The following is a 23,689-nucleotide window of genomic DNA, read 5'->3' on the forward strand; positions in this document are numbered from 1 at the left end:
AGGGAGAGGGATCACAGCTTACCTCTCGCATTGGATACCCTGAAATTGCATAGCCTCTCCATTCTTCGGTCGCTTGTCGCGGCGGCCGGCGTTTCGCTGCTTGCGGCCTGCACGCAGCTTCCCTCCCAGCCGGTCGACGTCGCCATGCCCAAGCCGCCGGCCGTCGGGGCACCGGCACCCGCCGCCGAGGCCGCCGTGTCGCAGCCGGAGCGCCCGGTCGACAAGCCGGATTATCCGCTGATCTACGCCGATCTCGACGACAGCAGCTATCGTCTGCCGGCCATCAGCTACGCCGAGGTCGATCCGCGCTATCTGCGCCAGGAGGTCGATTATCATAGCGACGAGCCGCCGGGCTCGATCGTCGTCGATACCGAGACCAAGTTCCTCTATTTCATCCTGAAGAACGACCGGGCGGTCCGCTATGGCGTCAGCCTGGGCGCGCAGGGCCGCGCCTGGAAGGGGCGGGCGGTGATCCAGTGGAAGCGCAAATGGCCGACCTGGACGCCGACGCCGTCGATGATCGGCCGCAATCCGAAGCTCAGCGAGTGGAAAGAGGGTATGCCGCCGGGGCTCAGCAATCCGCTCGGCGCCCGCGCGCTCTATATCTTCCAAGATGGCCAAGACACGCTCTATCGCATCCATGGCTCGCCGGAATGGCGCTCGATCGGCAAGAACGCCTCGTCCGGCTGCGTGCGCATGTTCAATCAGGACATCATCGACCTCTACGACAGGGTCCGCGGCAAGGCGATCCTCGTCGTCAAGTAAGCTGACTACGGGCGCCCGAGAGCGAGCGCCCGGTCGGCTCGAATGATCGGGATCACCAGGCAAGCACGGCCTGCCGCCTTGCGTATCCGCCAATATGCTGTAAACGCAGCGTCGGAACGCGACTGCCGTTAACTTAAGAACGGGGTCGGGCGGCAGATTGACGTCACGTCGCTGTCACGAGATCACGTGGCCGTTCCCTCATCCCCAAAGCACCGATCACCGTCGTGTACCGCGTCTCAGACCAGAACGGCCTGATCGACCAGATCCTCGGTACCGAAGAACTTCAGATAGCGCTGCACTTCCTCAGGCTCGCCCGTTGCCTTCTGCGGGTTGTCGGAGAGCTTGACGGCCGGGCGGCCGTTGGCGTCGCTCACCTTGCAGACGATCGAGATCGGGTTGAGGCCGGAGATCTCGGTCGGCGCGCAGCCGGCGAAGTCGTTGGTGAGGTTGGTGCCCCAGCCGAAGCTCATGCGCACGCGGCCTTCGAAATGCTTGTAGGTGTCGATGATCGCGTCGACATCCATGCCGTCGGAGAAGATCAGCATCTTCTGCCGGGGATCGCGGCCCATCTTCTTCCACCATTCGATGATCTTCTCGCCGCCTTCGATCGGGGGTGCGCTGTCGGGGCGGAAACCCGTCCAGTCCGCCACCCATTCCGGCGCGTCGCGCAGGAAGGCGGCGGTGCCGAAGGCATCGGGCAGCACGATCAGAAGGTTGCCGCCGTAAAGCTTGTTCCAGTCGCGCAGCACCTTGTAAGGCGCGTTATGCAGTTGCTCGTCGGTCTCGGCAAGCGCGGCCGCCACCATCGGCAGCTCATGCGCGTTGGTTCCCACCGCTTCGAGATCGTTATCCATGGCGAGCAGCACGTTGCTGGTGCCGGTAAAGCCGGCGCCGATGCCTTCCTTCAAGGCTTCGACGCACCAGCGCTGCCACAGGAAGCTGTGGCGCCGCCGCGTCCCGAAATCGGAGATGCGCAGGCCCGGCAGTTCGCGCAGCCGCTCGACCTTCTCCCACATGCGCGCCTTGGCGCGGGCATAGAGCACGTCGAGCGTAAACGGCCCGAGCGCGCGTAGCGCTGAGCGCGAGCGCAGCTCGTTGATGATCGCGAGTGCCGGAATTTCCCACATCGTCGTCTCTTTCCACGACCCGTGGAAATCGAGCCTGTACTGCCCGTCGCGCTTCGACAGCTCGTATTCCGGCAGCTGGAAATGCGACAGCCAGGCCAGGAACTCGGGCTCGAAGATCTGCGCGCGGCCATAGAAACTGTTACCCGCCAGCCAGATCATCTCTTTCTTGGAGAGCCTAAGCGTGCGCGCATGGTCGAGCTGCGCGCGCAGCTCCCCCTCGTCGATCTCCTCGGCAAGCAGCACCCGCTTGGTGCGGTTGATGACGGTGAAGGTGGCGTTGACGTCGGGATAGAGCTTCCAGATCATCTGCAGCATCAACAGCTTGTAGAAGTCCGTGTCGATCAGGCTGCGGACGATGGGGTCGAGTTTCCAAGCGTGGTTGTAAACGCGCCGTGCAATATCTGTCTTCGCCATCGATTCCACCCTATCCAATCCGGGTGCAGGCGCCGAAAGAGGCGCACGACAACCGGCCTGTGCGCTTTCTTATCGAAAACTCGGCCGGCAATGTCCAGAACAAATAAGACCCCGCCATTTCCTCGAAAGCAGGGCCAAGCGCCGGTCCGCCTACTGTGCGTTTGTCTGCGGCGCGTTTGCCCGCCCGGCGGGCGTCGGTGCCTCAGTGCCGGACTGTCCGCCACCGCCCTGCGCCGGAGCGGGCTCCGCATGCGTGGGTTCGTCCGGCTGCGGCAGGTTATAGCGGCTCCAGATTTCGACCGGAATCCAGACGGCGAACGCCAGAAGCAGCGCCGCGATCAACATGCGTAAGATGCGCAGGCTGGTCGGTGACTTTCGCTTGGTCCGCCCGGCCATCGCGTCTCTACCCGTCTCTTCGTGGTTGCCGCCTTCACTCCACGGTCTTTCGATCCGTTCGACCATGCCTGCCCCTTCCAAACCGGGCGGCATCGGCCGCCCCTAAAACATCAGGGAAAGAAACGGCCACCGCCAGCGATGGTTCCCGCCTCAGTAACCGCGGTTGCGGTCCACCACATATTGCAGCGGCTGGCCTTGCTCGAAGCGGGCGATCTGCCGCTCCACATGGCGAAACAGCGCATTCTCCTCCGAACTTGCCGCATCATGCGGCGTGATGAAGACGTTTGGCAGGTCCCAGAGCGGGCTTTCCGAAGGAAGCGGCTCGACCTCGAAGACATCGAGCGAAGCGCCGCCAAGCACGCCGGTTTCGATCGCCGAGACGATATCGGCCTCGACCTGGCTCTTGCCGCGCCCGGCATTGATGAACACCGGCTTTCCAAGCGCGCCACCCTGGCGGAGCTTGGAAAACAGTGCGGCATTGTAGAATTTGGTCGTCTCGGGCGTCAGTGGAAGCAGCCCTACGAGGATGTCGGTCTTCGAAAGAAAGGCGTCGAGCCCGCTTGCGTCGAAAGTCTCGATGCCATCGATTTGTTTGGCCGTGCGCGACCAGCCGATGACGTTGAAGCCCATCATCTTCAGCTTGGTCGCCGCATCCTGGCCGAGCACGCCGAGACCCATGACGCCGACGGTAAGTTCCGATGCCTCGGGCGCCACGTCGTGGCCCCATTCGCGCCGGCGCTGCAATCGGTCATGCTCCGCCTGCCCACGCTGGTGCATCAGGCACTGCATCACCACCCACTCGCTCATCCGCGTCGTCAGGCTGTGGTCGACGAAGCGCACGATCGGCACGTCGGGAAGGCCGGGCAGGTTCATGAAGCTGTCGACGCCCGCACCGCCCGAGAAGATGACCTTCAGGTTCGGCGCCCGCGCGAACAGATCGGTATCCGGCTTCCACAGCAGCGCGTAGTCGAGGTCGGAAAGATCCCGGCCCTTCGTCTCGGGGTCGGCGACATTGATGCTGCCGCGATCGAGAAAGGCGGTCTTCAGGATGCGCGCGACGGTATCGGGATTGAATTTGAGATCGACGAGAATGGGGGCTGGCATGGTGTCTGGGCTCTGATGTCGTTAGTGTTGCACCGCGGGCGTCGGTCGCGCCTCGATATTGAAGGCCGCCGCCATCAGCGCCTTTGTGTAATCGTCCTTCGGCGCGCGGAAAATATCGGCCGATGCCCCCTGTTCCACCACCTTGCCGAAGCGCATCACGATCACCTCGTTGGCGAGCGCCTTAACCACCTTCAGATCATGGCTGATGAAGAGATAGGCGAGGTCGTGTTTCTGCTGCAGGTCGCGCAAGAGATCGACCACCTGCGCCTGAACGCTCATGTCGAGCGCCGATGTCGGCTCGTCGAGCATCACGAAGCGCGGCTTCAGCACCATGGCGCGGGCAATGGCGATACGCTGCCGCTGGCCGCCGGAAAATTCGTGCGGATAGCGCCAGCGGGTGGTGGGATCGAGCCCCACTTCCTCCAGCGCCCAGCAGACGCGCCGGTCGCGTTCCTCGTAGGAAAGACTACCCTCATGCACTTTCAGCCCCTCGGCGATGATGTCGCCCACAGACATGCGCGGGCTGAGCGAGCCGTAAGGGTCCTGGAACACCACCTGCAACTGGTTGCGCAGCGGCCGCATTTCGGTGAATGAATAGCTGGCTATGTCCTTGCCGACAAAGCTGATCCGCCCCTCAGACGAGATCAGCCGGGTGAGCGCTAGCCCAAGCGTCGTCTTGCCCGATCCAGATTCGCCGACCACACCCAGCGTCTGCCCGGCGCGCAGCGAAAGATCGATGCCGTCGACCGCCTTCACATGGTCCACCACCTTGCGCATCAGACCCGCCTTGATCGGGAACCAGACCTTGATGTCCGATCCCTGCATGACGATCGGCTTGGAGCTGTCTGCAAGCGGCGGCTCGCCACGCGGCTCTGAGGCGAGCAGATGGCGCGTATATTGATGCTGCGGATTGGTAAAGACCTCCTCGACCGTTCCGGTCTCGACGATCTTGCCTTTAGTCATCACGCAGACCCGGTCGGCGAACTTGCGCACGATGCCGAGGTCATGGGTGATGAACAGCATCGACATGCCGTGCTGGCCCTTCAGCTGCCGCAAGAGTTCGAGGATCTGCGCCTGCACGGTAACATCGAGCGCCGTCGTCGGCTCGTCGGCTATCAGCAGTTCCGGCCGGTTGGCGAGCGCCATGGCGATCATCACGCGCTGCCGCTGCCCGCCCGAGAGCTCGTGCGGATAGGCCTTCAGCCGCTTCTCCGGCTCGCGGATGCCCACTTGGTTCAACAGTTCGAGAACCCGCGTGCGCGCCGCCTGTCCCTTGATCCCCTGGTGCAACTCCAAAATCTCGGCGATCTGCTTCTCTATATTGTGCAGCGGGTTGAGCGAGGTCATCGGCTCCTGGAAGATCATCGTGATGTCGTTGCCGCGCACCTCGCGCAGCACCTTGTCCGATGCTTTCAATAGATCCTTGCCCTTGAACAGGATTTCGCCGGAGGGATGGCTGGCCGAGGGGTAGGGAAGCAGCCGCAGGATCGAATTGGCCGACACCGATTTCCCCGAGCCGGACTCTCCCACCAGCGCCACCACCTCGCCCTTGTTGACGTCGAAGGAAATGCCATCGACAGCCACTGAAGTCGCGCCCCCCTGATGGAAGGCGACGGAAAGATTGCGGACGGACAGCAAGGGTTCGGACATCAGGACAGGCTCTCGATCAGGGAGGTCAGGGTGGCGTCGTCGGGGCGGAGAGTGGTGAGGGGTGAACGCTTTGGTGCCGCGTCTGCACCCTTGATTTCGTAGCCATGCTTCAAGCCGGTGTCGCTTGTCAGTATATGCGTGCATTCCGTTGCCAAGGCCGTCGAAACATGAATGGCATCGGGCAACTTCAAGCTTGGGTAGTTCGCCCTCAATAGTGCGGCATGCCGAAGAACGGGTTTTCCGACTGGAACGACGTCAAGCCAGGGACTTGAGACGATCGTTTTATCATATGCATCGACCAGTCTGCTGTTGGCGTCCCGAAAGGGCCTGACCAGCAGCTCCGAGAGGGTCAGTTCGCTTGTAGCAAAGAGCGGCCTTTTGCTTTTGGTCGCGAAAAGCTTTCTCAGCAATTGCGTGGCCATGCCGGCATTTTCGAACGCCAGGATAAAGATATTGGTGTCGATGTAGACCTTCTTTATCGCGGGCATCAGTAGTCCCACTCGTCACGCAATTCGCGTATGCGAGCGACGGCTTCTTCCTCGCTGACGGGGGGGTGGCCAAGCGCCTGATAATCCTCGATCAGCTTGATAAGTTCGGCACCGGTGAGTGGCTTCTTGGGCTCAGTCTGGAAATCGCGCAGACCGGGGTAGACGTCGTGCTCGGAGGAGGCTTTATCCTCGACCTCAAGCACGACGCGCACCGTTGCATCGTCGGCGAATCCCTCCCTCAAATCCTCGGGAAGGTTGGCGACAGGATAATGATCACGCACAATCTTGTTCATGACGGCCACGCTCCAAAGGTTGCGTAAAAAACAACTCTACCCGCAAACCCCTGCCATGACGAGGCCGCCCTCATCCGAAGGTCTTTCTCGGATCGAACGCATCGCGCACCGCCTCGCCGATGAAGATCAAGAGCGACAGCATGATCGACATCGCGAAGAAGGCCGTCAGCCCCAGCCACGGCGCCTGCAGGTTGGCCTTGCCCTGGGCGATCATCTCGCCGAGCGAGGGCGAGCCGGGCGGCATGCCGAAGCCGAGGAAATCGAGCGAGGTCAGCGTCGTGATCGAGCCGGAGAGGATGAAGGGCAGGAAGGTCAGCGTCGCCACCATCGCGTTCGGCAGAAGGTGCCGCCACATGATCGTGCGGTTGCCGACGCCAAGCGCGCGTGCCGCCCGGACATATTCGAAATTGCGCGCCCGCAAAAATTCCGCGCGCACCACGCCCACGAAGCCGACCCACGAAAACAGCAGCATGATCCCGAGCAGCACGAAGAAGCCCGGCGGCAGGATCGCGGCGATGATCAGCAGGATGTAAAGCACCGGCATCGACGACCAGATCTCGATGAAGCGCTGCAGCAGAAGGTCGGTCCAGCCGCCGAAATAGCCCTGGATCGCGCCCGCGCTGACCCCGACGACGGCCGAGCAGATGGTCAGCACCAGCCCGAACAGCACCGAGATGCGGAAGCCGTAGATCACGCGTGCGAGCACGTCGCGCGCCTGGTCGTCGGTGCCCAGCCAGTTGAGGTTGCTCCAGGTGCAGTTGGGGTCGTTCACCCCTTGCGGATAGCCTGAGCATCGCTCCTGCTCGCTCATCATCCAGAAGGGCGCGGTCGGTGCCGAGTGCGGGATGTTGGAGTTCACCGAGCGGTAGGAATAGCGGATCGGCGGCCAGATCATCCAGCCATTGGCCTTAATCTCGTCGGCGATCACGTCGGAGCGGTAGTCGGTCTCGGCCAGGAAGCCGCCGAACTTCTCCTCGGGATAATTGACGAGAACGGGAAACAGGATCTCGCCCTTGTAGGAGGCGATGATCGGCCGGTCGTTGGCGATGAATTCGGCAAACAGGCTAAGCCCGAAGATGAGAAGAAACAGCCAGAGCGACCAGTAGCCGCGCCGGTTGGCCTTGAAGTTCTTCCAGCGCCGGATGTTGGTGGGCGACAGCAGCCCCTTGCGCGGCGGCTTGACAGGCGTGGCGGTCGCGGGCTTTGCGGCGGTGTCCATCACACGTCCCTCCGCTCGAAGTCGATGCGCGGATCGATCCAGGTGTAGATCAGGTCGGAGATCAGGCTGACGAACAGGCCGAGCAGCGAGAAGATATAAAGCGTCGCGAAGACGATCGGGTAGTCGCGGTTGACCACCGAGAGATAGCCGAGCCGCCCCAGCCCATCGAGCGAGAAGATGTTCTCGATCAGCAGCGAGCCGGTGAAGAAGGCGGAGATGAAGGCGCCGGGAAAGCCGGCGATGATGATCAGCATGGCGTTGCGGAACACGTGGCCGTAGAGCACCTTGCGCTCGTTCAGCCCCTTGGCGCGCGCCGTCACCACATACTGCTTCTTGATCTCCTCGATGAAGGAGTTCTTGGTGAGCAGCGTCGTCGTGGCAAACGCTGCCAGCGACAGCGAGATCAGCGGCAGCGCCAGGTGCCAGAAATAGTCGAGCGGCTTCTGCCACCAAGAAAGCTGGTCGAAATTGTCGGAGACGAGGCCGCGCAGCGGGAACCAGTCGTAGAACGACCCGCCGGCGAAAAGCACGATCAAAAGGATACCGAACAGGAAGCTCGGAACCGCATAGCCGATGATGATCACGCCCGAGGTCCACACGTCGAAGGTCGAGCCGTCCTTCACCGCCTTGCGGATGCCGAGCGGAATGGAGATGCCGTAGGAGAAGATCATGATCCAGATGCCGAGCGAGGCTGAGACCGGCAGCTTGTCCTTGATCAGGTCGAGAACGGACGTGTTGCGAAAGAAGCTCTCTCCGAAATCGAAGCGGATATAGTTCCACATCATCTCGCCGAAGCGCGTCAGCGGCGGCTTGTCGAAGCCGAACTGTTTTTCCAGCTTCTTGATCAGCTCCGGATCGAGCCCCTGCGCGCCGCGATATTTCGAGCCGCCTTCATCCATGCCCGATCCCATCAGGTCGCCGCCGCCGCCCGAAAGGCGGGCGTCCGCCCCTTGAGCGTCACCCGTCAGCTGCGCGATCACCTGCTCGACAGGCCCGCCCGGCGCGAACTGGATGACGGTGAACGAAATCGCCATGATGCCGATAATGGTCGGGATCATCAAAAGCAGGCGGCGAAGGATATAGGCTCCCATCAGCGAGCGGCCTCCGGGGAGTTCTGTCGTAGGCTGTCCAGTCTATCGCCGCTCAATCGTCAAGCCTTCCTCTGCCGGTCAATACCGGCGGTGATCATGGTCCGAAGTGATTCGGTGGGCCCATTTGGAGCCCAGCCGTCAGGCCAATGCAAGTCCGCTCATTTCTTGGCGGAAGACGACCACCAGACGTCGGGGAAACCGGTCGCGTAGGTCGGGTATTCGGCTGGCCGGGTGATCGTGTTCCAATAGGTGATCGACTGCGTGTCGCGATAGAACAGCGGCACGACATAGTGGCCCGCCATCAGCACGCGGTCGAGCGCCTTGATCGACGCCACCTGCTCGTCGCGATTGGGCGCAAAGATCACCATGCGGATCAGCGCGTCGACCGCAGGGTCGGAAATGCCGGAATAATTGCGCGAGCCCTGCTGGTTGACGGAGCCCGAGCCCCAGTAGTCGGCCTGCTCGTTGCCGGGGTTCATCGTTTCGGCCCACACGTTCCAGATCACGTCGTAGTCGAAGCTGCGGACGCGGTTGGTATATTGCGAGGCGTCAACCGTGCGCACCCGCGCATCGATGCCGATCTTCTTGAGATTGTTGGCGTAGGGCACGGCCCAGCGCTCGAAGACGGGGCTGGAGAGCAGGATCTCGAAGCTCATCGGCTTGCCGGTCTGGCTATTGACCATGCGGTTGCCCTTGATCTCCCAGCCCGCTTCCTTGAGCAGCTTGATCGCCGTGCGCAGATTGTCGCGGCTCTTCTGCGGGTCGCCGCCGACGGGGTTGGAATAGGCCGTGGTGAAGACCGAAGGCGAGAGCTTGTCCTTGAGGCCGTTCAAGATCTCCAGTTCGCGCCCCTGAGGCAGGCCTGAGGAAGCGAGCTCGGTGTTCCAGAAATAACTGTCGATGCGCTTGTAGCTGTTGAAGGCGACGGTGCGGTTCAGCTCCTCGAAGTCGAAGGCGTAGTTCAGCGCCTCGCGCACCTTCTCGTCCTTGAACGCGTCGCGGCGGGTGTTCAGCACCATGGCCTGCATGATGCCGGTGGCGCGCAGCGCATTCGGCACGTCCTCCTTCTTCACGCGGCCTTCCTTGACTGCGGGGAAATCGTAGCCCGTCGCCCAGCGCGCCGCGAGCGTCTCCTGCCAGTAATCGCTGTTGCCGGCACGGAACGCCTCGAACTCCACGTCGCGGTCGCCGTAATAGGTGTAGTTGATCGAGCCGAAATTGTTCTGCCCGACATTCACGTTGAGGTCCTTGCCCCAATAGTCGTCGCGCAGCTCGTAGCGGATCGTGGCGCCGGCCGTGAAGGCGGCGATCTTGTAGGGGCCGGAGCCCATGACAGGTTCCAGCGTGGTCTTGGCGATATCGCGTGGCTTGCCGTCAGCCCCGGTGCTCTCCCACCAGTGTTTCGGCACCACTATGAGCTGGCCTAGGATATTGGGCAGTTCCTTGTTGTTCTTTTCGTCGAAGGTGAAGGTCACGTCGCGCTCGCCCGATTTCTCGGCCTTCACCACGTGCTTGTAGTAGTTGGAGGCGAGCGGGTTCAGCTCCTTCACCTTGTCGAAGCTGAAGATAACGTCCTCTGCTGTCACAGGCTTGCCATCCGCCCACTTGGCCTCGGCGCGCAGCCTGAAGGTCGCGCTCGACACGTCGTCGGGATAGGAAAGACCCTCCGCCAGCAACCCGTAGGAGGCGAGCAGCTCGTCGTCGGCCGATTTCATCAGCGTCTCGAACGGCAACGTCAGACCGACGGCGGCCTGCCCTTTGGAAAGCAGCGGGTTGAACGTGTCGTAGGTGCCGGATGCCGAAAGCCTCAGATTGCCGCCCTTCGGCGCATCCGGGTTGACGTAGTCGAAATGCTTGAAGCCCGGCTTGTATTTCAGCTCGCCGATGGTGGAGGTTCCGATCCGGAAAACCGGCTCCTGGGCGACGGCCTGCAAGGGCAGGGCGGCAGCGCCCAACAGAGAAAACACCAAACCAAGTCTCGACCACGCACGCGCCATTCGCCAGCCCCAATTGTTTCGCTTTTTTCGAGGATAGGCGAAATGCTGGCGAAAAACAGGTGACGCAACCTTTTTTGTCCGGCTTCGCGCAAATGTGAGCGCAAGAGTTGCCGCTCAGGCCGTCGCTTCCTCCAGCCTTTTGCGCAGCATCCCCCGCAACTCCGCCACCATGCGCGGATCGCCGCCGATATCGGGATCGTGCGCCGCCGTCACGATGATCCTCAGCAGTTCGAGCACCAGTGCCGACAGAAGGTCGAGATCGTCGCTGACAGAAGGGCTCGCTTTCTGCAGCAGCGCCTTGATGTTGCCGCGCAGCTCCGCCCGCGATTTCACCTTGCGCTCCTTGGGGATATCGCGCCGCGCCGCCAGCACCGGAAATTCGCGGTAATCTTCCAGAAAGCTGCCAAGCCGCGCGAAGATGGCGTCGCCAATCTCGGACGCCCGCTTGCCGTCGACCTCGTTCTGCAGCTCGACCAGCGCGGCGTTCAGCTGCCGCATCCGCTCGATATGCAGCGCTTCGGCCAGCACCGGCTTGGTCGGAAAGAACTGGTAGAGCGAGCCGATCGAGGATTTCGCCTCTGCGGCGATCTCCGTCATCGTCGCGGCCTCATAGCCCTTCTCAAGAAAGATCTTGGCGGCCGCCTCGGTCAGAATGGCAACGCGCTCGTGCCCGCGCTTCTGCTTCGGCGAGCGATCGATCGAATCGGCACTTGATTTTTGTGAGGGCATCCTCATATTTCCAATTGCGAGGATATCCTCATGTTTATTCCGGAGCCTTCCATGTCCCTCTACGATCCCAAGACCACCGCCCTGATCTCCATCGATCTGCAGGGCTTTATCATTTCCAGGCCCGTCGCGCCTCATTCCGCTCAGCAGGTGATCGAAAATACCGCCGCGATTGCCAAGTCGCTGAAAGCGGCCGGCGGCACGACTGTCTTCGTCACCATCGGATTTTCCGCGGACTATGCCGATGCTGTCAACCAGCCGACCGACGAACCGATCGCCTTCCCACAGGGTGGCTTGCCGGCCGAAGCGCTGCGCGAACCGCCGGAGATCGCTGACCTGACGCCAGATGTGCGCATAACCAAGCATCAATGGAGCGCCTTTTATGGCAGCGAGCTCGACCTGCAGCTGCGCCGTCGCGGCATCCGGACCGTCATTCTCACCGGCATCGCCACCAATTTCGGCGTCGAGGCCACGATCCGCGATGCGTTCGCCCATAATTACGCGGTCATCGCCGCCGAGGATGCGATGACGACGTTTACCGCCGAGATGCACGCCTTCGCCTGCGAGCGCATCTTCCCGCGCCTGTCGCGTATCCGCAAAACCGCAGACATCCTCGCCAACACCTGAGTGCGGTGCTGCCGGCCGACGCGATGTCTCGTGATCGCCCGTGAAAAACATCGATTCACCAGAATCGCATTTCACGGTAAAACGGGTGCAAATCACTCGACTATGGTCGGCAGCAGTTCAGGATACGGCATGGCTTTCCGCATCGCGCAGGCGCTCTCTTCAATCGGTAAACTGGCATTGGCAACTGCGATCGGCGCCAGCCTCATCGCCGGCGATGTTGCCGCGCAGCAGAAACAGCCGAGCCCCGGCAGCGCCAAGGCGATCTTCGGCGGCGTCCAGCTTCCGACGCAAGGGGCTCCGCAACCCTTCGGCTTCTACGCGAAGGGCTGCATGGCCGGCGCCGAGGCGCTTCCGACCGATGGTCCGAACTGGCAGGCCATGCGCCTGTCGCGCAATCGCCGCTGGGGCAATCCGGCGATGCTCTCCACCATCGAGCAGCTGTCGCGCGATGCCGCCAAATATGATGGCTGGCCGGGCCTGCTGGTCGGCGATATCGCCCAGCCGCGCGGCGGCCCGATGATCACGGGCCACGCCTCGCACCAGATCGGCCTCGACGCCGATATCTGGCTGACGCCGATGCCCAACTTCCGCATGACGGCCGAACAGCGCGAGGCGCTGCCCTTCACGACCATGCTGCAGAAGAACGCCTTCCTGACGATCAACCCGAATGTCTGGACGCCGGCCCATGCGCGTCTCCTGATGCGTGCCGCGAGCTATTCGCAGGTCGAGCGCATCTTCGTCAATCCGGCGATCAAGAAGAAGATGTGCGACACCTGGACCGGCGATCGCACCAATCTCGGCAAGCTGCGCCCGGAATACGGTCACGATTCCCACTTCCACATCCGCATCAAGTGCCCGCCGGGCGCCGCCAATTGCAAGCCGCAGGCGCCTGTGGTGGCCGGCGATGGTTGCGACAAGTCGCTCGCCTGGTGGTTCAGCCCGGCGCCATGGGCCAAGCCCAAGCCGCCGAAGCCGGATGCCAAGCCGGTCAAGCCGCGTGAGGTCATGGTGTCGGACCTGCCCAAGGCCTGCCAGGCGGTTCTCGATGCGCCCGCGGTCTCCTCCGTGCGCGCCGCGACCTATGGCGGCCCTTCGGCTGCTGAAGTGCTTCGCGCTCAGCCCATTGACGCGCCGCCCGCCGCAAATGACGACGAGCTGCCCGATCTCGGCCCGATCCCGGATGACAAGCCAGCAGCACAGTGAGGCCGGTTGAATACCGCTCTTTAAAACCCTGATCGCTTCGTATAGAAGCGGTCAAATCGATTGAATTATGCCAGTGAATTTAGAGGGGGAGCTTCTGATGGCCGGCCGCAAGTGCCTTGCGCTCATCGCGCATGACCAGAAGAAGGACGACATGGCGGAATTCGCCCGCCGCAACGAGGAGACGCTCAAGGCGAACTGGACGATCTTCGCGACCGGCACGACCGGCGGCCGTGTTCTCGACGCCGCTCCCTCGCTCGATGTCACCCGATTGAAAAGCGGCCCGCTCGGCGGTGACCAGCAGATCGGCGCGCTGATTGCCACTGGCGAGGTCGATGCCCTGATCTTCTTCGTCGACCCACTGACCCCCATGCCCCACGACGTCGACGTCAAGGCCTTGATGCGCCTTGCGATCGTCTATGATATCCCAATGGCACTCAACGAGGCCACGGCCGACAGGCTGATCGCCAATCTTCACGCATAAGCGGCGCGCGAACGCGCAACAACGGAACCTGCCATGCACCAGCTCGATACCAGCGACGCCTCCATGCCCTTCCCGATCCTGATCGGCGATATCGGCGGAACCAATGCCCGTTTCGCCATCATCGAGACGGCCGACGCCGAACAGGTCAATTTCCCGAACGTGCGCACCGCCGATTTCGAGACCATCGACGACGCCATCCGCGCCACCATCCTGGAAAAGAGCGCGATCAAGCCGCGTTCCGCCATCCTCGCGGTCGCCGGCCCGATCAGCGACGACGAGATCCCGCTGACCAATTGCGATTGGGTCGTGCGTCCGAAGTCGATGATCGAAAATCTTGGCATCGAGGATGTCCTGGTCGTCAACGATTTCGAAGCCCAGGCGCTCGCCATCTCCGATCTGGCGCCGGAACACCGCGAACGCCTCGGCAATGCCGACGCCCATGAGGACATGGTCGCCTCCCGCGTCGTGCTCGGACCGGGCACCGGCCTCGGTGTCGGCGGCCTCGTGCATGCGCGCGGCGTCTGGATCCCGGTTCCGGGCGAGGGCGGCCACGTCGATCTCGGGCCGCGCAGCAAGCGCGATCTCGAAATCTTCCCTTATGTCGAAACCATCGAGGGCCGCGTCTCGGCCGAGCAGATCCTCTCCGGCCGCGGCATCGTCAATCTCTACCGCGCCATCTGCACCGCCGATGGCATCGCGCCGAAGTACAGCGACCCTGCTGATATCACCTCGCATGCGCTGGCCGAGAGCGACCCGGTCGCCGTCGAGACCATCTCGCTGTTTTCGACCTATCTCGGCCGCGTTGCCGGCGACATGGCGATGATCTTCATGGCGCGCGGCGGCGTGTTTCTCTCCGGCGGCATCAGCCAGAAGATCTTAGGTGCCCTGCGCAAGCCCGAGTTTCGCGCCGGTTTCGAGGACAAGGCGCCGCACACGGCACTGCTCTCGACCATCCCGACCTATGTCGTCACCCATCCGCTGGCGGCACTCTCCGGCCTCTCGTCCTACGCCCGCCGGCCCGACACCTTCGGCGTGTCGACCGATGGCCGCCGCTGGGGTCGATAGCCCCCCCAGCGTCCGGCGCCCGGACAGACCTAGCCAAACGGGCGCCAACTCTTTATAGAGCCGCTCGAGCGCGGGCCGCAGCAGCGGCTCGCATGGTCACGAGACAGGAAGTCTTTATTGCGTTCATCCGATCCCCAGCAGCGCCCCGTCGACAGCGGCACGGTCACCGCCGTCTTGAAGCGCATCATCGCTGAAAATGGCCGCGAGCACATCTGGGGCTACGTCGTCGCCATCAGCTGTCTTGTCCTCGTCGCGCTATCGACGGCCTTCACCGCCTGGATCATGCGCTCGATCATCGACGAGGCCTTCGCCAACCGGCGCGCAGATGTCGTCTGGGTCATCTGCCTCTCCATCTTCATCGCCTTCGTCATTCGCGGTTTCGCGAGCTACGGCCAGGCGGTGGCGCTGTCGAAGATCGGCAACAACATCGTCGCCCGCTACCAGAGCCGCCTTTACGTACATCTGATGACGCTGTCGGTCGGCTACTTCAACGAGGCGCGTTCGGCGCGCATCGCCGCCCAGGTCAGCCAGAATGTCGGCGGCATCCGCGACGTCCTCAACCTGACGATCACCTCCACCGCCCGCGACCTGCTGACTTTTGTCGCCCTGCTCGGCGTCATGGTCTATCAGGACCCGCTGCTCAGCGTCGCTGTCCTCATTCTCGCACCGCCGCTGCTTCTGGCGCTGCGCTATCTCTCCAAGCGCCTGCGCCAGGCCACCAAGGAAGCGATCGATCTCAACAGTCACGTGCTCGGCGCCATGCAGGAGACCATTCAGGGCATCTCCATCGTCAAGGCGTTCACGATGGAGCGGCAGCTCGAGCAGAAGATCAACAAGATCATCGTCGCCGCCGAAGAGCGCGGCAACAAGATCGCCAAGCTGTCCGAGCGCAACGCGCCGATGACCGAAAGCTTCGCCGGTTTCGCCGTCGCCAGCGTTCTTGCCTACGCCGCCTACCGCTCGATCTATCAGAACGTGCCGCCCGGCGCCTTTTTCTCCTTCGTCACCGCGCTGCTCTTGGCCTATGATCCGGCCCGCCGCCTTGCCAAGCTGCAGGTGCAGATGGAGCGCGCCGCCGTCAACGCGCGGATGATCTACGAGCTGCTCGACATGGAGCCGCGCCAGCGCGACCTGCCGGATGCCAAGCCCCTGGTCGTCACCGAAGCCCGCATCGAGCTCAAGGACGTCGCCTTCGCCTATGGCAACGACAATGTCCTCGATGGCGTCAACATGGTCGCCGAGGGTGGCAAGACCACAGCACTCGTCGGCCCCTCCGGCGCCGGCAAGTCGACCATCATCAATCTCATCCCGCGCTTCTACGATCCGAAGGCCGGTCAGATCCTGATCGACGGCCAGGACATCGCCCATGTGACGAAGAAGTCGCTGCGCGAGCAGCTGGCCTATGTCTCGCAGCAGCCCTACCTGTTCGAAGGCTCGATCCGCGACAACATCCGCTACGGCCGTCCCGACGCCAGCGATGCCGAGGTGGAGGAAGCAGCGCGGCTCGCTTACGCCCACGACTTCATTCTCGCCCAGCCGGAAGGCTACGACACGCCGGTCGGCGAAAACGGCGTGACGCTTTCGGGCGGCCAGCGCCAGCGCCTGTCGATCGCCCGCGCGCTGGTGCGCAACGCCCCGATCCTGCTCCTCGACGAAGCGACCTCCGCGCTCGACACCGAATCGGAAGCTGCCGTGCAGAAGGCGCTCGACGAAGCCATGACCGGCCGCACCGTGGTCGTCATCGCCCACCGTCTCTCGACGGTCGTGCGCGCCGACAAGATCGTCGTCATGCAGCAGGGCCGCGTCGTCGAAGAAGGCAATCACGAGACGCTTGCGAAGCGCAGCGACGGTCTTTACGCTCGCCTCAACAACCTTCAGAGGCCCGCGGCCTCCGAGACTTTCTGATACGTGGAATGATGGACGCCTGACATGAGCGATGCTGCGATGAAACTGGTGGTGGTTGGTGCAGCGGGCCGCATGGGACAGGCGCTCATCCGCATAGTGCATGAGATCGAAGGCGTCGTGCTGCACGCAGCCGTCGGCCGCCCGGGCTCGCCCTTCATCGGCAAGGATGCCGGCGAGATCGCGGGTCTCGGCCCCAATGGTATCGCGATCACCGACGATCCGCTGGCCGCCTTCCTCCATGCCGATGGCGTGCTCGATTTCACCACGCCGGCGACCACCAATGAATTCGCGGCGCTTGCCGCCCAGGCCCGCATCGTCCACATCATCGGCACGACAGGCTGCTCGGTCGAGGACGAACAGAAGATCTCCGCCGCCAGCCGCCATGCCCGCATCGTCAAGTCTGGCAATATGGGGCTCGGCGTCAATCTCCTGAGCGTGCTGGTCGAACAGGCGGCGCGCGCGCTCGATCCCGCCGATTGGGACATCGAGGTCCTAGAAATGCACCACAAGCGCAAGGTCGACGCCCCCTCGGGAACCGCGCTGCTTCTGGGTGAAGCTGCCGCCAAGGGCCGCGGCATCGATCTGGCCACCCATTCCGTCCGCGTCCGCGATGGCCACACCGGCGCGCGCGAACAGGGCACGATCGGCTTTGCCACGCTGCGCGGCGGCTCCGTCATCGGCGAACATTCCGTCATCTTCGCCGGCGAGGGCGAGCGCGTCTCCATGGCCCACAGCGCCGGCGACCGCTCCATCTTCGCGCGCGGCGCCGTCAAGGCCGCCCTTTGGGCGCGCGACAAGAAGCCGGGTCTTTATTCCATGCTCGATGTTCTCGGGCTCTCCCAACACTGATCTCATCAGGAGGAATTTATAATGAGCGGTACCCTCGTCCTCGTTCGCCACGGCCAGAGCGACTGGAACCTGAAAAACCTTTTCACCGGCTGGAAGAACCCGGAGCTCACAGAGCTCGGCGTTCAGGAAGCCAACACCGGCGGCAAGGCGCTCGCGGAATACGGCATCAAGTTCGACATCGCCTTCACCTCTGACCTGAAGCGCGCCCAGGACACGCTGAAGATCATCCTTGAAAACGTCGGCCAGACCGGCCTCGAGACCATCAAGGACCAGGCGCTGAACGAGCGCGACTATGGCGATCTCTCCGGCCTCAACAAGGACGACGCCCGCGCCAAGTGGGGCGAAGAGCAGGTCCACATCTGGCGCCGCTCCTATGACGTTCCCCCTCCCGGTGGCGAAAGCCTGCGCGACACCGGCGCCCGCGTCTGGCCCTATTACCTGACGGAGATCCTGCCCCGCGTGCTGCGCGGCGAAACCGTTCTGGTCGCCGCCCACGGCAACTCGCTGCGCTCGCTGGTCATGGTGCTCGACAAGCTCACCAAGGAACAGATCCTCGGCGTCAACCTCGCGACCGGCGTTCCCATGGTCTACAAGCTCAACGCCGACTCGACCGTCGCCTCCAAGGAAGTCCTCGGCGACATGTCCGGCGCGCACTGAATATCGATTGCGCCGCGCGTCTCCCCGATGCGCGGCGCCTCTCCGGATAGGCCGGAAAGTTCCTTAGTTTTCGGGTCCGTTTTCCGTCTGACCCTTCGGCTTCCGCGCCGCCTCGAAATCCGGCAGCCGGTTGGCGATCCATTGCCAGAGCCCCACCACTTCCACAAGCAACTCCCCGCCGAGCGGCGTCAGCTCGTATTCCACGCGCGGCGGTACCTGCGGGTAGAGCGTGCGCGTCACCAGCCCGTCGGCCTCCAGCGTGCGCAAAGTCTGCGTCAGCACCTTCTGGCTGATGCCCTCCACCCGTTCCAGAACCCGTGAAAAGCGCAGCGGCCCCTTGGCTTCGGCAAGGATATGCATGACACGCAGCGGCCACTTGGCGCTGGCGCGCTCCAGCATCTCGCGAGCGAGTGCGTCTTCGGCATCCGTCAGCGTCTCGCAGAAGTCGAATGTACCATCGTTTAGTTCGGTTACCATAAGGTATGTATAGATCCATCTGGTACCTTCTTTCAAGAAGATACCGTCAGGCCTATATGGTCTTTCGACGGATCAAGGAGATTTCGATGTCACAGGTTTGGTTGATTACAGGCAGTTCGCGCGGTCTCGGCAGGGCGCTTGCGGAAGCGGTTCTGGCTGAGGGGCACAATCTGGTCGCCACCGCGCGCAACCCCGCCCAGCTCGACGATATCAAGCAGCGTTACCCCTCGAGTGTCTTGACGATTTCGCTTGATGTGACCGACGAGCAATCGGCCGAGCAGGCGGTGAAGGCCGCGGTCGAGCGCTTCGGCCGGCTCGATGTTCTCGTCAACAATGCCGGCTATGGCGACGTCGGATCGATCGAGGATACCAGCCTCACAGATTTCCGCGCCCAGATCGAAACCAACCTCTTCGGCACCATCATCGTCACCAAGGCGGCATTGCCTCTGATGCGCGAGCAGGGCGCCGGCCACATCATCCAGGTCTCCTCCGTCGGCGGTCGCATCGGCCCGGCCGGTCGTGCGCCCTATGCGGCGGCGAAATGGGGCGTCGAGGGCTTCTCCGAGGCCTTGAGCCGCGAAGTCGGCCCGCTCGGCGTCAAGGTCAGCATCGTCGAGCCCGGTGGATTCCGCACCGATTTCGCCGGCGCCTCCACCACGTTGCGCGAAGGCCGCCCCGAATATGACGAAACCGTCGGCAAGATGGCCCGCTACCAGCGCGACTATGACGGCAGGCAGCCCGGCGACCCGGCAAAAGCCGCCGCCGCCATCCTCCACCTCGCCAGCCTCGCCAACCCGCCGCTGCGCCTGCCACTCGGCAGCGACGCCATCCGCGCCATCGAGCAGAACGACGCGCAAAGAGCCACCGAACACGCCACCTGGCGCGACCTCAGCCTCTCCACCGACTTCGATGCGGGCAATGGGGCAGGGCACTTTCCGTGGGAGGCGAGGTGAGGGGCGCGAAATATCGTCAAGCTCGCCGGGTTGAGGGCGATAGGAGTGGATGCTAGGTTGCGGGTCCAGCAGGAAGATACACAATGACGACCCGGCCTAAATTCAAGTCGGATGCCTTCGAGGCCATCCATTCTTCCGCGCAGGCGCTGTTCAAGGTCGGCGTCATCGATAAGTCAAAGCTGCGAGACTTCGATCAGGCATGTCTGACGGTCACCACGGCGATCAAGACCCCTAAGTCCTAGGATAACCCTCAATTCTCGATCGTAAACTGCACCCGGTCGGCCGCAAACCGCGTCACCGAATATTGCACCGGCACGCCGTCGAGATCGGTATTCATGGCCTTGGTGATCAGCACGATCGCCCCCGGCGTCAGCTCCAACGACGAGAGGTCTGCCGCCTCGGCGTGGGCGGCGGTGATTTCGGTGGTGGCGCGGACATAGTCGGATAGGCCGAGTTCGGCGAAGGCGCGGGTGATCGATTCCGTTTTCTCATAGGCGTCGGGCATGCCCGCGAAGCGCTCCGCCGGAAACCACGAGGTCGCGCTCGAGACCGGCCGCCCATCCGCCTTGCGCACCGTCTCCAGCCGGATCACTTTCGTACCCGGCGCAAGCTTCAGCCAGCGCGCCACCTCGTCGCTTGCCGCTTCCTCGCCATGGCCGAGCAGCAGCCCGCGTGTCTCGCGCGCCTGCTCGCCGATGCCGCTGTTGAAGCGCGTCCGCTTGCTGATCGGAAAGTTCAGCCGCTCCTTGCGCTCGATCAGCGTGCCGCGGCCCTGCACCGCGCGCACGATCCCCTCCTGCGCCAGCGCCGCGAGCGCGCTGCGCACCGTGTGCCGGTTGACACCGAACTGCGTGGCCAGCGTCATCTCCGGCGGCACCATGCCTGTTTCGTCATAGGCACCGGCGCTGATCGCCTGGCGAATCCGGTCGGCGATCTGCCGCCACAGCGCCACGCCCGTCTGTCTCTGAACCTGCCCAGCCATTTTAGCCCTTTATCTTATGCGCCCCCGAAATGTCACACGCTTGTCACCTCGGCGATTTAGGTCTAGGTATAGCTTGTATGGTTGTCTATATCAATAGACATTTAAAGGATGTGGCGATGACCTTAGCGGAAAAGAAGGTAGGCAAGACCGAGCTGAGTGAGGGTGACCGGGCGCGCAAGCGCACTGTCGATCTGCTCGCCCGCGCCGAGCGGCAGGAGCTGGAAGCGGCCTGGCAGGCATTGACGGAAAAGCCGGTGGCGCAAGCCGTGCGCGGCCCCGAAACTGGCCTCGTCATGGTGCGCGGCCGCATGGGCGGCGGCGGTGCCGCCTTCAATCTCGGCGAGGTCACCGTCACCCGCGCCACCATCCGCCTTGCTTCGGGAACCATCGGTCATGCCCAGGCGCTCGGTACCGATCGCGAAAAGGCCCGCCTCTCGGCGATCTTCGATGCGCTCTGGCAGGAACCGGCCACGCGCGACACCATCGAAACCACCCTGCTTGCGCCGATCGCGGCCCGCGTCGCCGATGCCGACGCTAGGAAGGCCGACGAGACCGCGGCCACCCGCGTCGATTTCTTCACCATGGTTCGCGGAGACGACTGATGCCCCTCAAGACCGAAACGCACAATGCCGATGCCCTGTCGGGCGGCTTCGCCGAGCCGGTGTTCCACGCCCAGAGCGTCTTCAAGCTGATGATGGATGCCATGGCCCGCCCCGGCACCATCCAGACCGTGTCGCCCGATGCCGAGCCGCCGGCGCCGCTTGGTATCGCTGCCGGCGCCATCGCGCTGACGCTGTGCGATCACGACACCCCCGTCTGGCTCTCGCCTGCCTTGGCCAAGTCCGCCACGCCGCAATGGCTCGGCTTCCACACCGGTGCGCCGGTCACGCCGGAAAAGGCCGAAGCCCGCTTCGCCTTCGTCGATGAAGGCGCCACGCTCTCCTCATTCGGCCTGTTTGCCTCCGGCACCCAGGAATATCCGGATCGTTCGACGACGCTCGTCATCGAACTGCCCGATCTCGAAGGCGGTCGCCGCCTCGCGCTGATGGGCCCCGGCATCAAGACCGTCACCGACGTCGCGCCGCTTGGACTGCCGGAACGCTTCCTGCATCTGTGGACGGAAAATCGCGCGCTCTTTCCGCGCGGCGTCGACATCGTGCTGACCTCCGGCAGCCGTTTCCTCTGCCTGCCGCGCACCACCAAGATCACCGCAACGGAGATGTGACCCATGTATGTTGCCGTCAAAGGTGGCGAGGCCGCCATTTCGAATGCCCACCGCCTGCTCGCCGATCGCCGCCGTGGTGATCGCGCGCTCCCCGCCATCGGCATCGAGCAGATCGTCGCGCAGCTGACGCTCGCCGTCGACCGCGTCATGGCCGAAGCCTCGCTCTACGACCGCACGCTGGCGGCACTCGCCGTGCGCCAGTCGCGCGGTGATATGATCGAGGCGATCTTCCTGCTGCGCGCCTACCGCACGACATTGCCGCGCTTCGGCTATTCGCAGCCGATCGATACGGCTCAAATGAAGATCGAGCGCCGCGTCTCCGCCACCTACAAGGACCTGCCCGGCGGCCAGCTGCTCGGCCCGACCTTCGATTACACCCACCGCCTGCTCGACCCCTCGCTGCTCGAGGATGGCGCGGTCGAAGAGCCGGTGCTGCGCGAGGCCGAAACCGGCCGCGTCATGCGCGTCTCCGAAATCCTTGCCCATGAAGGCCTGATCGAGGGCGATGGCGAAATGCCGGAGGATCATGAGATCGGCGATCTCACCCGCGAGCCAATGGAATTTCCGATGAGCCGCGACCTGCGCCTGCAGGCGCTCGCCCGTGGCGACGAGGGTTTCCTCTTGGCGCTCGGCTACTCCACCCAGCGCGGCTATGGCCGCAACCACCCCTTCACCGGTGAAATCCGCATCGGCGAAGTCGAGGTGGAGTTCGATGTGCCCGAGCTCGGTTTCGCTGTCTCGCTGGGGTCCATCCAGGTAACCGAATGCCAGATGGTCAACCAGTTCAAGGGCTCCTCCAAGGCGCCGCCGCAGTTCACCCGCGGTTATGGCCTGGTCTTCGGCCAGAGCGAGCGCAAGGCCATGTCCATGTCGCTGGTCGATCGTGCCCTGCGCGCCAGCGAGCTCGGCGAGGATATCACCGCGCCCGCGCAGGACGAGGAATTCGTCATCTCGCATGCCGATAACGTCCAGTCGACCGGCTTCGTCGAGCATCTGAAGCTGCCGCACTACGTCGATTTCCAGGCCGAGCTCGATCTCGTCCGCCGCATGCGCAACGACTTCGACGCCGCCCGCAATGGCAGCGATGACGATCTCAAGGAGGCAGCCGAATGAGCGATCTCGCCACGTACAACTTCGCCTATCTCGACGAACAGACCAAGCGGATGATCCGCCGCGCCATCCTGAAGGCGATCGCCATTCCCGGCTATCAGGTTCCCTTCGCCTCGCGCGAAATGCCGATGCCCTATGGCTGGGGCACCGGCGGCGTGCAGGTCACGGCCTCGATCATCGGCCCCGATGATGTGCTGAAGGTCATCGACCAGGGCGCCGACGACACGACGAATGCCGTCTCCATCCGCGCCTTCTTCCAGAAGGTCGCCAATGTCGCGGTCACCACGCACACCAAGGATGCCACCATCATCCAGACCCGCCACCGCATCCCGGAAGAAAAGCTCGGGGCGGGCCAGGTGTTGGTCTACCAGGTGCCGATCCCCGAGCCGCTGCGCTTCCTCGAGCCGCGCGAGACCGAGACCCGCAAGATGCACGCGCTCGAGGAATACGGCCTCATGCACGTGAAGCTCTACGAGGACATCGCCCATAACGGCCGCATCTCCAAGACCTACGCCTACCCGGTCAAGGTCGCCGGCCGCTACGTCATGGACCCGTCGCCGACGCCGAAATTCGACAATCCGAAAATGCATATGTCGGACGCCCTGCAGCTCTTCGGCGCCGGCCGCGAAAAACGCATCTACGCCGTCCCGCCCTACACCGAAGTCGTCAGCCTCGATTTCGAGGACCACCCCTTCGAGATCCAGCGCTTCGGCAAGCCCTGCGCGCTCTGCGGCGCCGAGGACGTCTATCTCGACGAGGTGATCCTGGACGACAAGGGCGGCCGCATGTTCGTCTGCTCGGATACGGATCATTGCGAGGACCGTAGAGAGCACGGCCATGTCGGCGAGATGCTGGCGCAGGGTCGGGAGGCTGCGGAATGAGGGC

The 23,689-nt window shown here is 63.4% G+C and carries 26 protein-coding genes; 14 read left to right on the plus strand and 12 right to left on the minus strand.

Annotated elements, in window-relative coordinates:
- Positions 1–45: 45 nt before the first annotated feature.
- Positions 46–765, plus strand: coding sequence for a L,D-transpeptidase (locus ACODTZ_RS07680; RefSeq protein WP_413393398.1), 720 nt, complete (start codon positions 46–48; stop codon positions 763–765).
- Between the two features lie 236 nt (positions 766–1,001).
- Here ACODTZ_RS07680 and pncB read toward each other — a convergent pair whose 3' ends face one another.
- From pncB to ACODTZ_RS07730, 10 genes are all read right to left on the minus strand, one after another.
- A complete protein-coding gene (gene pncB / locus ACODTZ_RS07685; protein WP_047506704.1) occupies positions 1,002–2,306 on the minus strand; it encodes a nicotinate phosphoribosyltransferase in 1,305 nt (434 codons plus the stop codon).
- Between the two features lie 150 nt (positions 2,307–2,456).
- The gene (locus ACODTZ_RS07690; protein WP_489024983.1) at positions 2,457–2,795 is read right to left on the minus strand and encodes a hypothetical protein; all 339 of its coding nucleotides are present in this window, start codon (positions 2,793–2,795) and stop codon (positions 2,457–2,459) included.
- Positions 2,796–2,852: 57 nt separating this feature from the next.
- Positions 2,853–3,806: a 2-hydroxyacid dehydrogenase gene (locus ACODTZ_RS07695; RefSeq protein ID WP_489024984.1), complete on the minus strand. Its 954-nt coding sequence runs from the start codon at positions 3,804–3,806 to the stop codon at positions 2,853–2,855.
- Positions 3,807–3,827: 21 nt separating this feature from the next.
- Positions 3,828–5,456 (minus strand): ABC transporter ATP-binding protein, encoded by a 1,629-nt coding sequence (locus ACODTZ_RS07700; RefSeq protein WP_489024985.1) that lies wholly within the window; start codon positions 5,454–5,456, stop codon positions 3,828–3,830.
- Positions 5,456–5,944 carry a type II toxin-antitoxin system VapC family toxin gene (locus ACODTZ_RS07705; protein ID WP_489024986.1) on the minus strand — a complete coding sequence of 163 codons (489 nt, stop codon included), beginning with the start codon at positions 5,942–5,944 and terminating at the stop codon, positions 5,456–5,458. Before ACODTZ_RS07705 ends, ACODTZ_RS07700 begins: the two co-directional genes overlap by 1 nt.
- A complete protein-coding gene (locus ACODTZ_RS07710) occupies positions 5,944–6,237 on the minus strand; it encodes a hypothetical protein (RefSeq protein WP_477928750.1) in 294 nt (97 codons plus the stop codon). Before ACODTZ_RS07710 ends, ACODTZ_RS07705 begins: the two co-directional genes overlap by 1 nt.
- Positions 6,238–6,307: 70 nt before the next feature.
- The gene (locus ACODTZ_RS07715; protein WP_112945172.1) at positions 6,308–7,456 is read right to left on the minus strand and encodes an ABC transporter permease; all 1,149 of its coding nucleotides are present in this window, start codon (positions 7,454–7,456) and stop codon (positions 6,308–6,310) included.
- On the minus strand, positions 7,456–8,547 hold the full coding sequence (locus ACODTZ_RS07720) for a microcin C ABC transporter permease YejB (RefSeq protein WP_018899212.1): 1,092 nt from the start codon (positions 8,545–8,547) through the stop codon (positions 7,456–7,458). Before ACODTZ_RS07720 ends, ACODTZ_RS07715 begins: the two co-directional genes overlap by 1 nt.
- 158 nt (positions 8,548–8,705) lie before the next feature.
- Complete coding sequence (locus ACODTZ_RS07725) at positions 8,706–10,544, minus strand: extracellular solute-binding protein (RefSeq protein WP_489024989.1); 1,839 nt, start codon at positions 10,542–10,544, stop codon at positions 8,706–8,708.
- 114 nt (positions 10,545–10,658) lie between these two features.
- Complete coding sequence (locus ACODTZ_RS07730) at positions 10,659–11,273, minus strand: TetR/AcrR family transcriptional regulator (protein ID WP_489024990.1); 615 nt, start codon at positions 11,271–11,273, stop codon at positions 10,659–10,661.
- Between the two features lie 51 nt (positions 11,274–11,324).
- Here ACODTZ_RS07730 and ACODTZ_RS07735 point away from each other — a divergent pair, with 51 nt between their 5' ends.
- The 7 genes from ACODTZ_RS07735 (at position 11,325) to ACODTZ_RS07765 (ending at position 18,057) form a co-directional block, all read left to right on the plus strand.
- Positions 11,325–11,897 (plus strand): hydrolase, encoded by a 573-nt coding sequence (locus tag ACODTZ_RS07735; protein WP_112981738.1) that lies wholly within the window; start codon positions 11,325–11,327, stop codon positions 11,895–11,897.
- A 129-nt stretch (positions 11,898–12,026) separates the two neighbouring features.
- The gene (gene mepA, locus ACODTZ_RS07740) at positions 12,027–13,100 is read left to right on the plus strand and encodes a penicillin-insensitive murein endopeptidase (RefSeq protein WP_489024992.1); all 1,074 of its coding nucleotides are present in this window, start codon (positions 12,027–12,029) and stop codon (positions 13,098–13,100) included.
- A gap of 97 nt (positions 13,101–13,197) precedes the next feature.
- Entirely contained in the window at positions 13,198–13,581 is a 384-nt protein-coding gene (locus ACODTZ_RS07745) for a methylglyoxal synthase (RefSeq protein WP_047506724.1), read from the plus strand.
- 33 nt (positions 13,582–13,614) lie between these two features.
- Complete coding sequence (locus ACODTZ_RS07750; RefSeq protein ID WP_489024994.1) at positions 13,615–14,646, plus strand: glucokinase; 1,032 nt, start codon at positions 13,615–13,617, stop codon at positions 14,644–14,646.
- Positions 14,647–14,763: 117 nt separating this feature from the next.
- Positions 14,764–16,551 (plus strand): ABC transporter ATP-binding protein, encoded by a 1,788-nt coding sequence (locus tag ACODTZ_RS07755; RefSeq protein WP_111563123.1) that lies wholly within the window; start codon positions 14,764–14,766, stop codon positions 16,549–16,551.
- A 24-nt stretch (positions 16,552–16,575) separates the two neighbouring features.
- Positions 16,576–17,400: a 4-hydroxy-tetrahydrodipicolinate reductase gene (dapB, locus tag ACODTZ_RS07760; RefSeq protein WP_489024996.1), complete on the plus strand. Its 825-nt coding sequence runs from the start codon at positions 16,576–16,578 to the stop codon at positions 17,398–17,400.
- 21 nt (positions 17,401–17,421) lie between these two features.
- The gene (locus tag ACODTZ_RS07765; RefSeq protein WP_489024997.1) at positions 17,422–18,057 is read left to right on the plus strand and encodes a 2,3-bisphosphoglycerate-dependent phosphoglycerate mutase; all 636 of its coding nucleotides are present in this window, start codon (positions 17,422–17,424) and stop codon (positions 18,055–18,057) included.
- A gap of 63 nt (positions 18,058–18,120) precedes the next feature.
- Here ACODTZ_RS07765 and ACODTZ_RS07770 read toward each other — a convergent pair whose 3' ends face one another.
- Positions 18,121–18,534, minus strand: a complete 414-nt coding sequence (locus tag ACODTZ_RS07770) for a winged helix-turn-helix transcriptional regulator (protein ID WP_112945178.1) — start codon at positions 18,532–18,534, stop codon at positions 18,121–18,123.
- A gap of 86 nt (positions 18,535–18,620) precedes the next feature.
- Here ACODTZ_RS07770 and ACODTZ_RS07775 point away from each other — a divergent pair, with 86 nt between their 5' ends.
- Together ACODTZ_RS07775 and ACODTZ_RS07780 are read left to right on the plus strand one after the other, a co-directional pair.
- Complete coding sequence (locus ACODTZ_RS07775) at positions 18,621–19,487, plus strand: oxidoreductase (protein WP_489024999.1); 867 nt, start codon at positions 18,621–18,623, stop codon at positions 19,485–19,487.
- A gap of 83 nt (positions 19,488–19,570) precedes the next feature.
- The gene (locus ACODTZ_RS07780; protein WP_489025001.1) at positions 19,571–19,729 is read left to right on the plus strand and encodes a hypothetical protein; all 159 of its coding nucleotides are present in this window, start codon (positions 19,571–19,573) and stop codon (positions 19,727–19,729) included.
- A gap of 8 nt (positions 19,730–19,737) precedes the next feature.
- On the opposite strand, the gene phnF is transcribed toward ACODTZ_RS07780, so the two are convergent.
- A complete protein-coding gene (gene phnF, locus ACODTZ_RS07785) occupies positions 19,738–20,469 on the minus strand; it encodes a phosphonate metabolism transcriptional regulator PhnF (protein WP_489025003.1) in 732 nt (243 codons plus the stop codon).
- A 116-nt stretch (positions 20,470–20,585) separates the two neighbouring features.
- Here phnF and phnG point away from each other — a divergent pair, with 116 nt between their 5' ends.
- The 4 genes from phnG to ACODTZ_RS07805 are packed head-to-tail and all read left to right on the plus strand — an operon-like array spanning position 20,586 to position 23,685.
- The gene (gene phnG, locus ACODTZ_RS07790) at positions 20,586–21,071 is read left to right on the plus strand and encodes a phosphonate C-P lyase system protein PhnG (RefSeq protein WP_489025005.1); all 486 of its coding nucleotides are present in this window, start codon (positions 20,586–20,588) and stop codon (positions 21,069–21,071) included.
- Positions 21,071–21,694, plus strand: coding sequence for a phosphonate C-P lyase system protein PhnH (phnH, locus tag ACODTZ_RS07795; protein WP_018899229.1), 624 nt, complete (start codon positions 21,071–21,073; stop codon positions 21,692–21,694). Before phnG ends, phnH begins: the two co-directional genes overlap by 1 nt.
- A gap of 3 nt (positions 21,695–21,697) precedes the next feature.
- Positions 21,698–22,807 (plus strand): carbon-phosphorus lyase complex subunit, encoded by a 1,110-nt coding sequence (locus ACODTZ_RS07800; RefSeq protein WP_489025007.1) that lies wholly within the window; start codon positions 21,698–21,700, stop codon positions 22,805–22,807.
- Entirely contained in the window at positions 22,804–23,685 is an 882-nt protein-coding gene (locus ACODTZ_RS07805) for an alpha-D-ribose 1-methylphosphonate 5-phosphate C-P-lyase PhnJ (protein ID WP_018899231.1), read from the plus strand. Before ACODTZ_RS07800 ends, ACODTZ_RS07805 begins: the two co-directional genes overlap by 4 nt.
- Positions 23,686–23,689 lie beyond the last annotated feature (4 nt).

It is taken from the genome of Rhizobium sp. FG113, assembly GCF_057809895.1.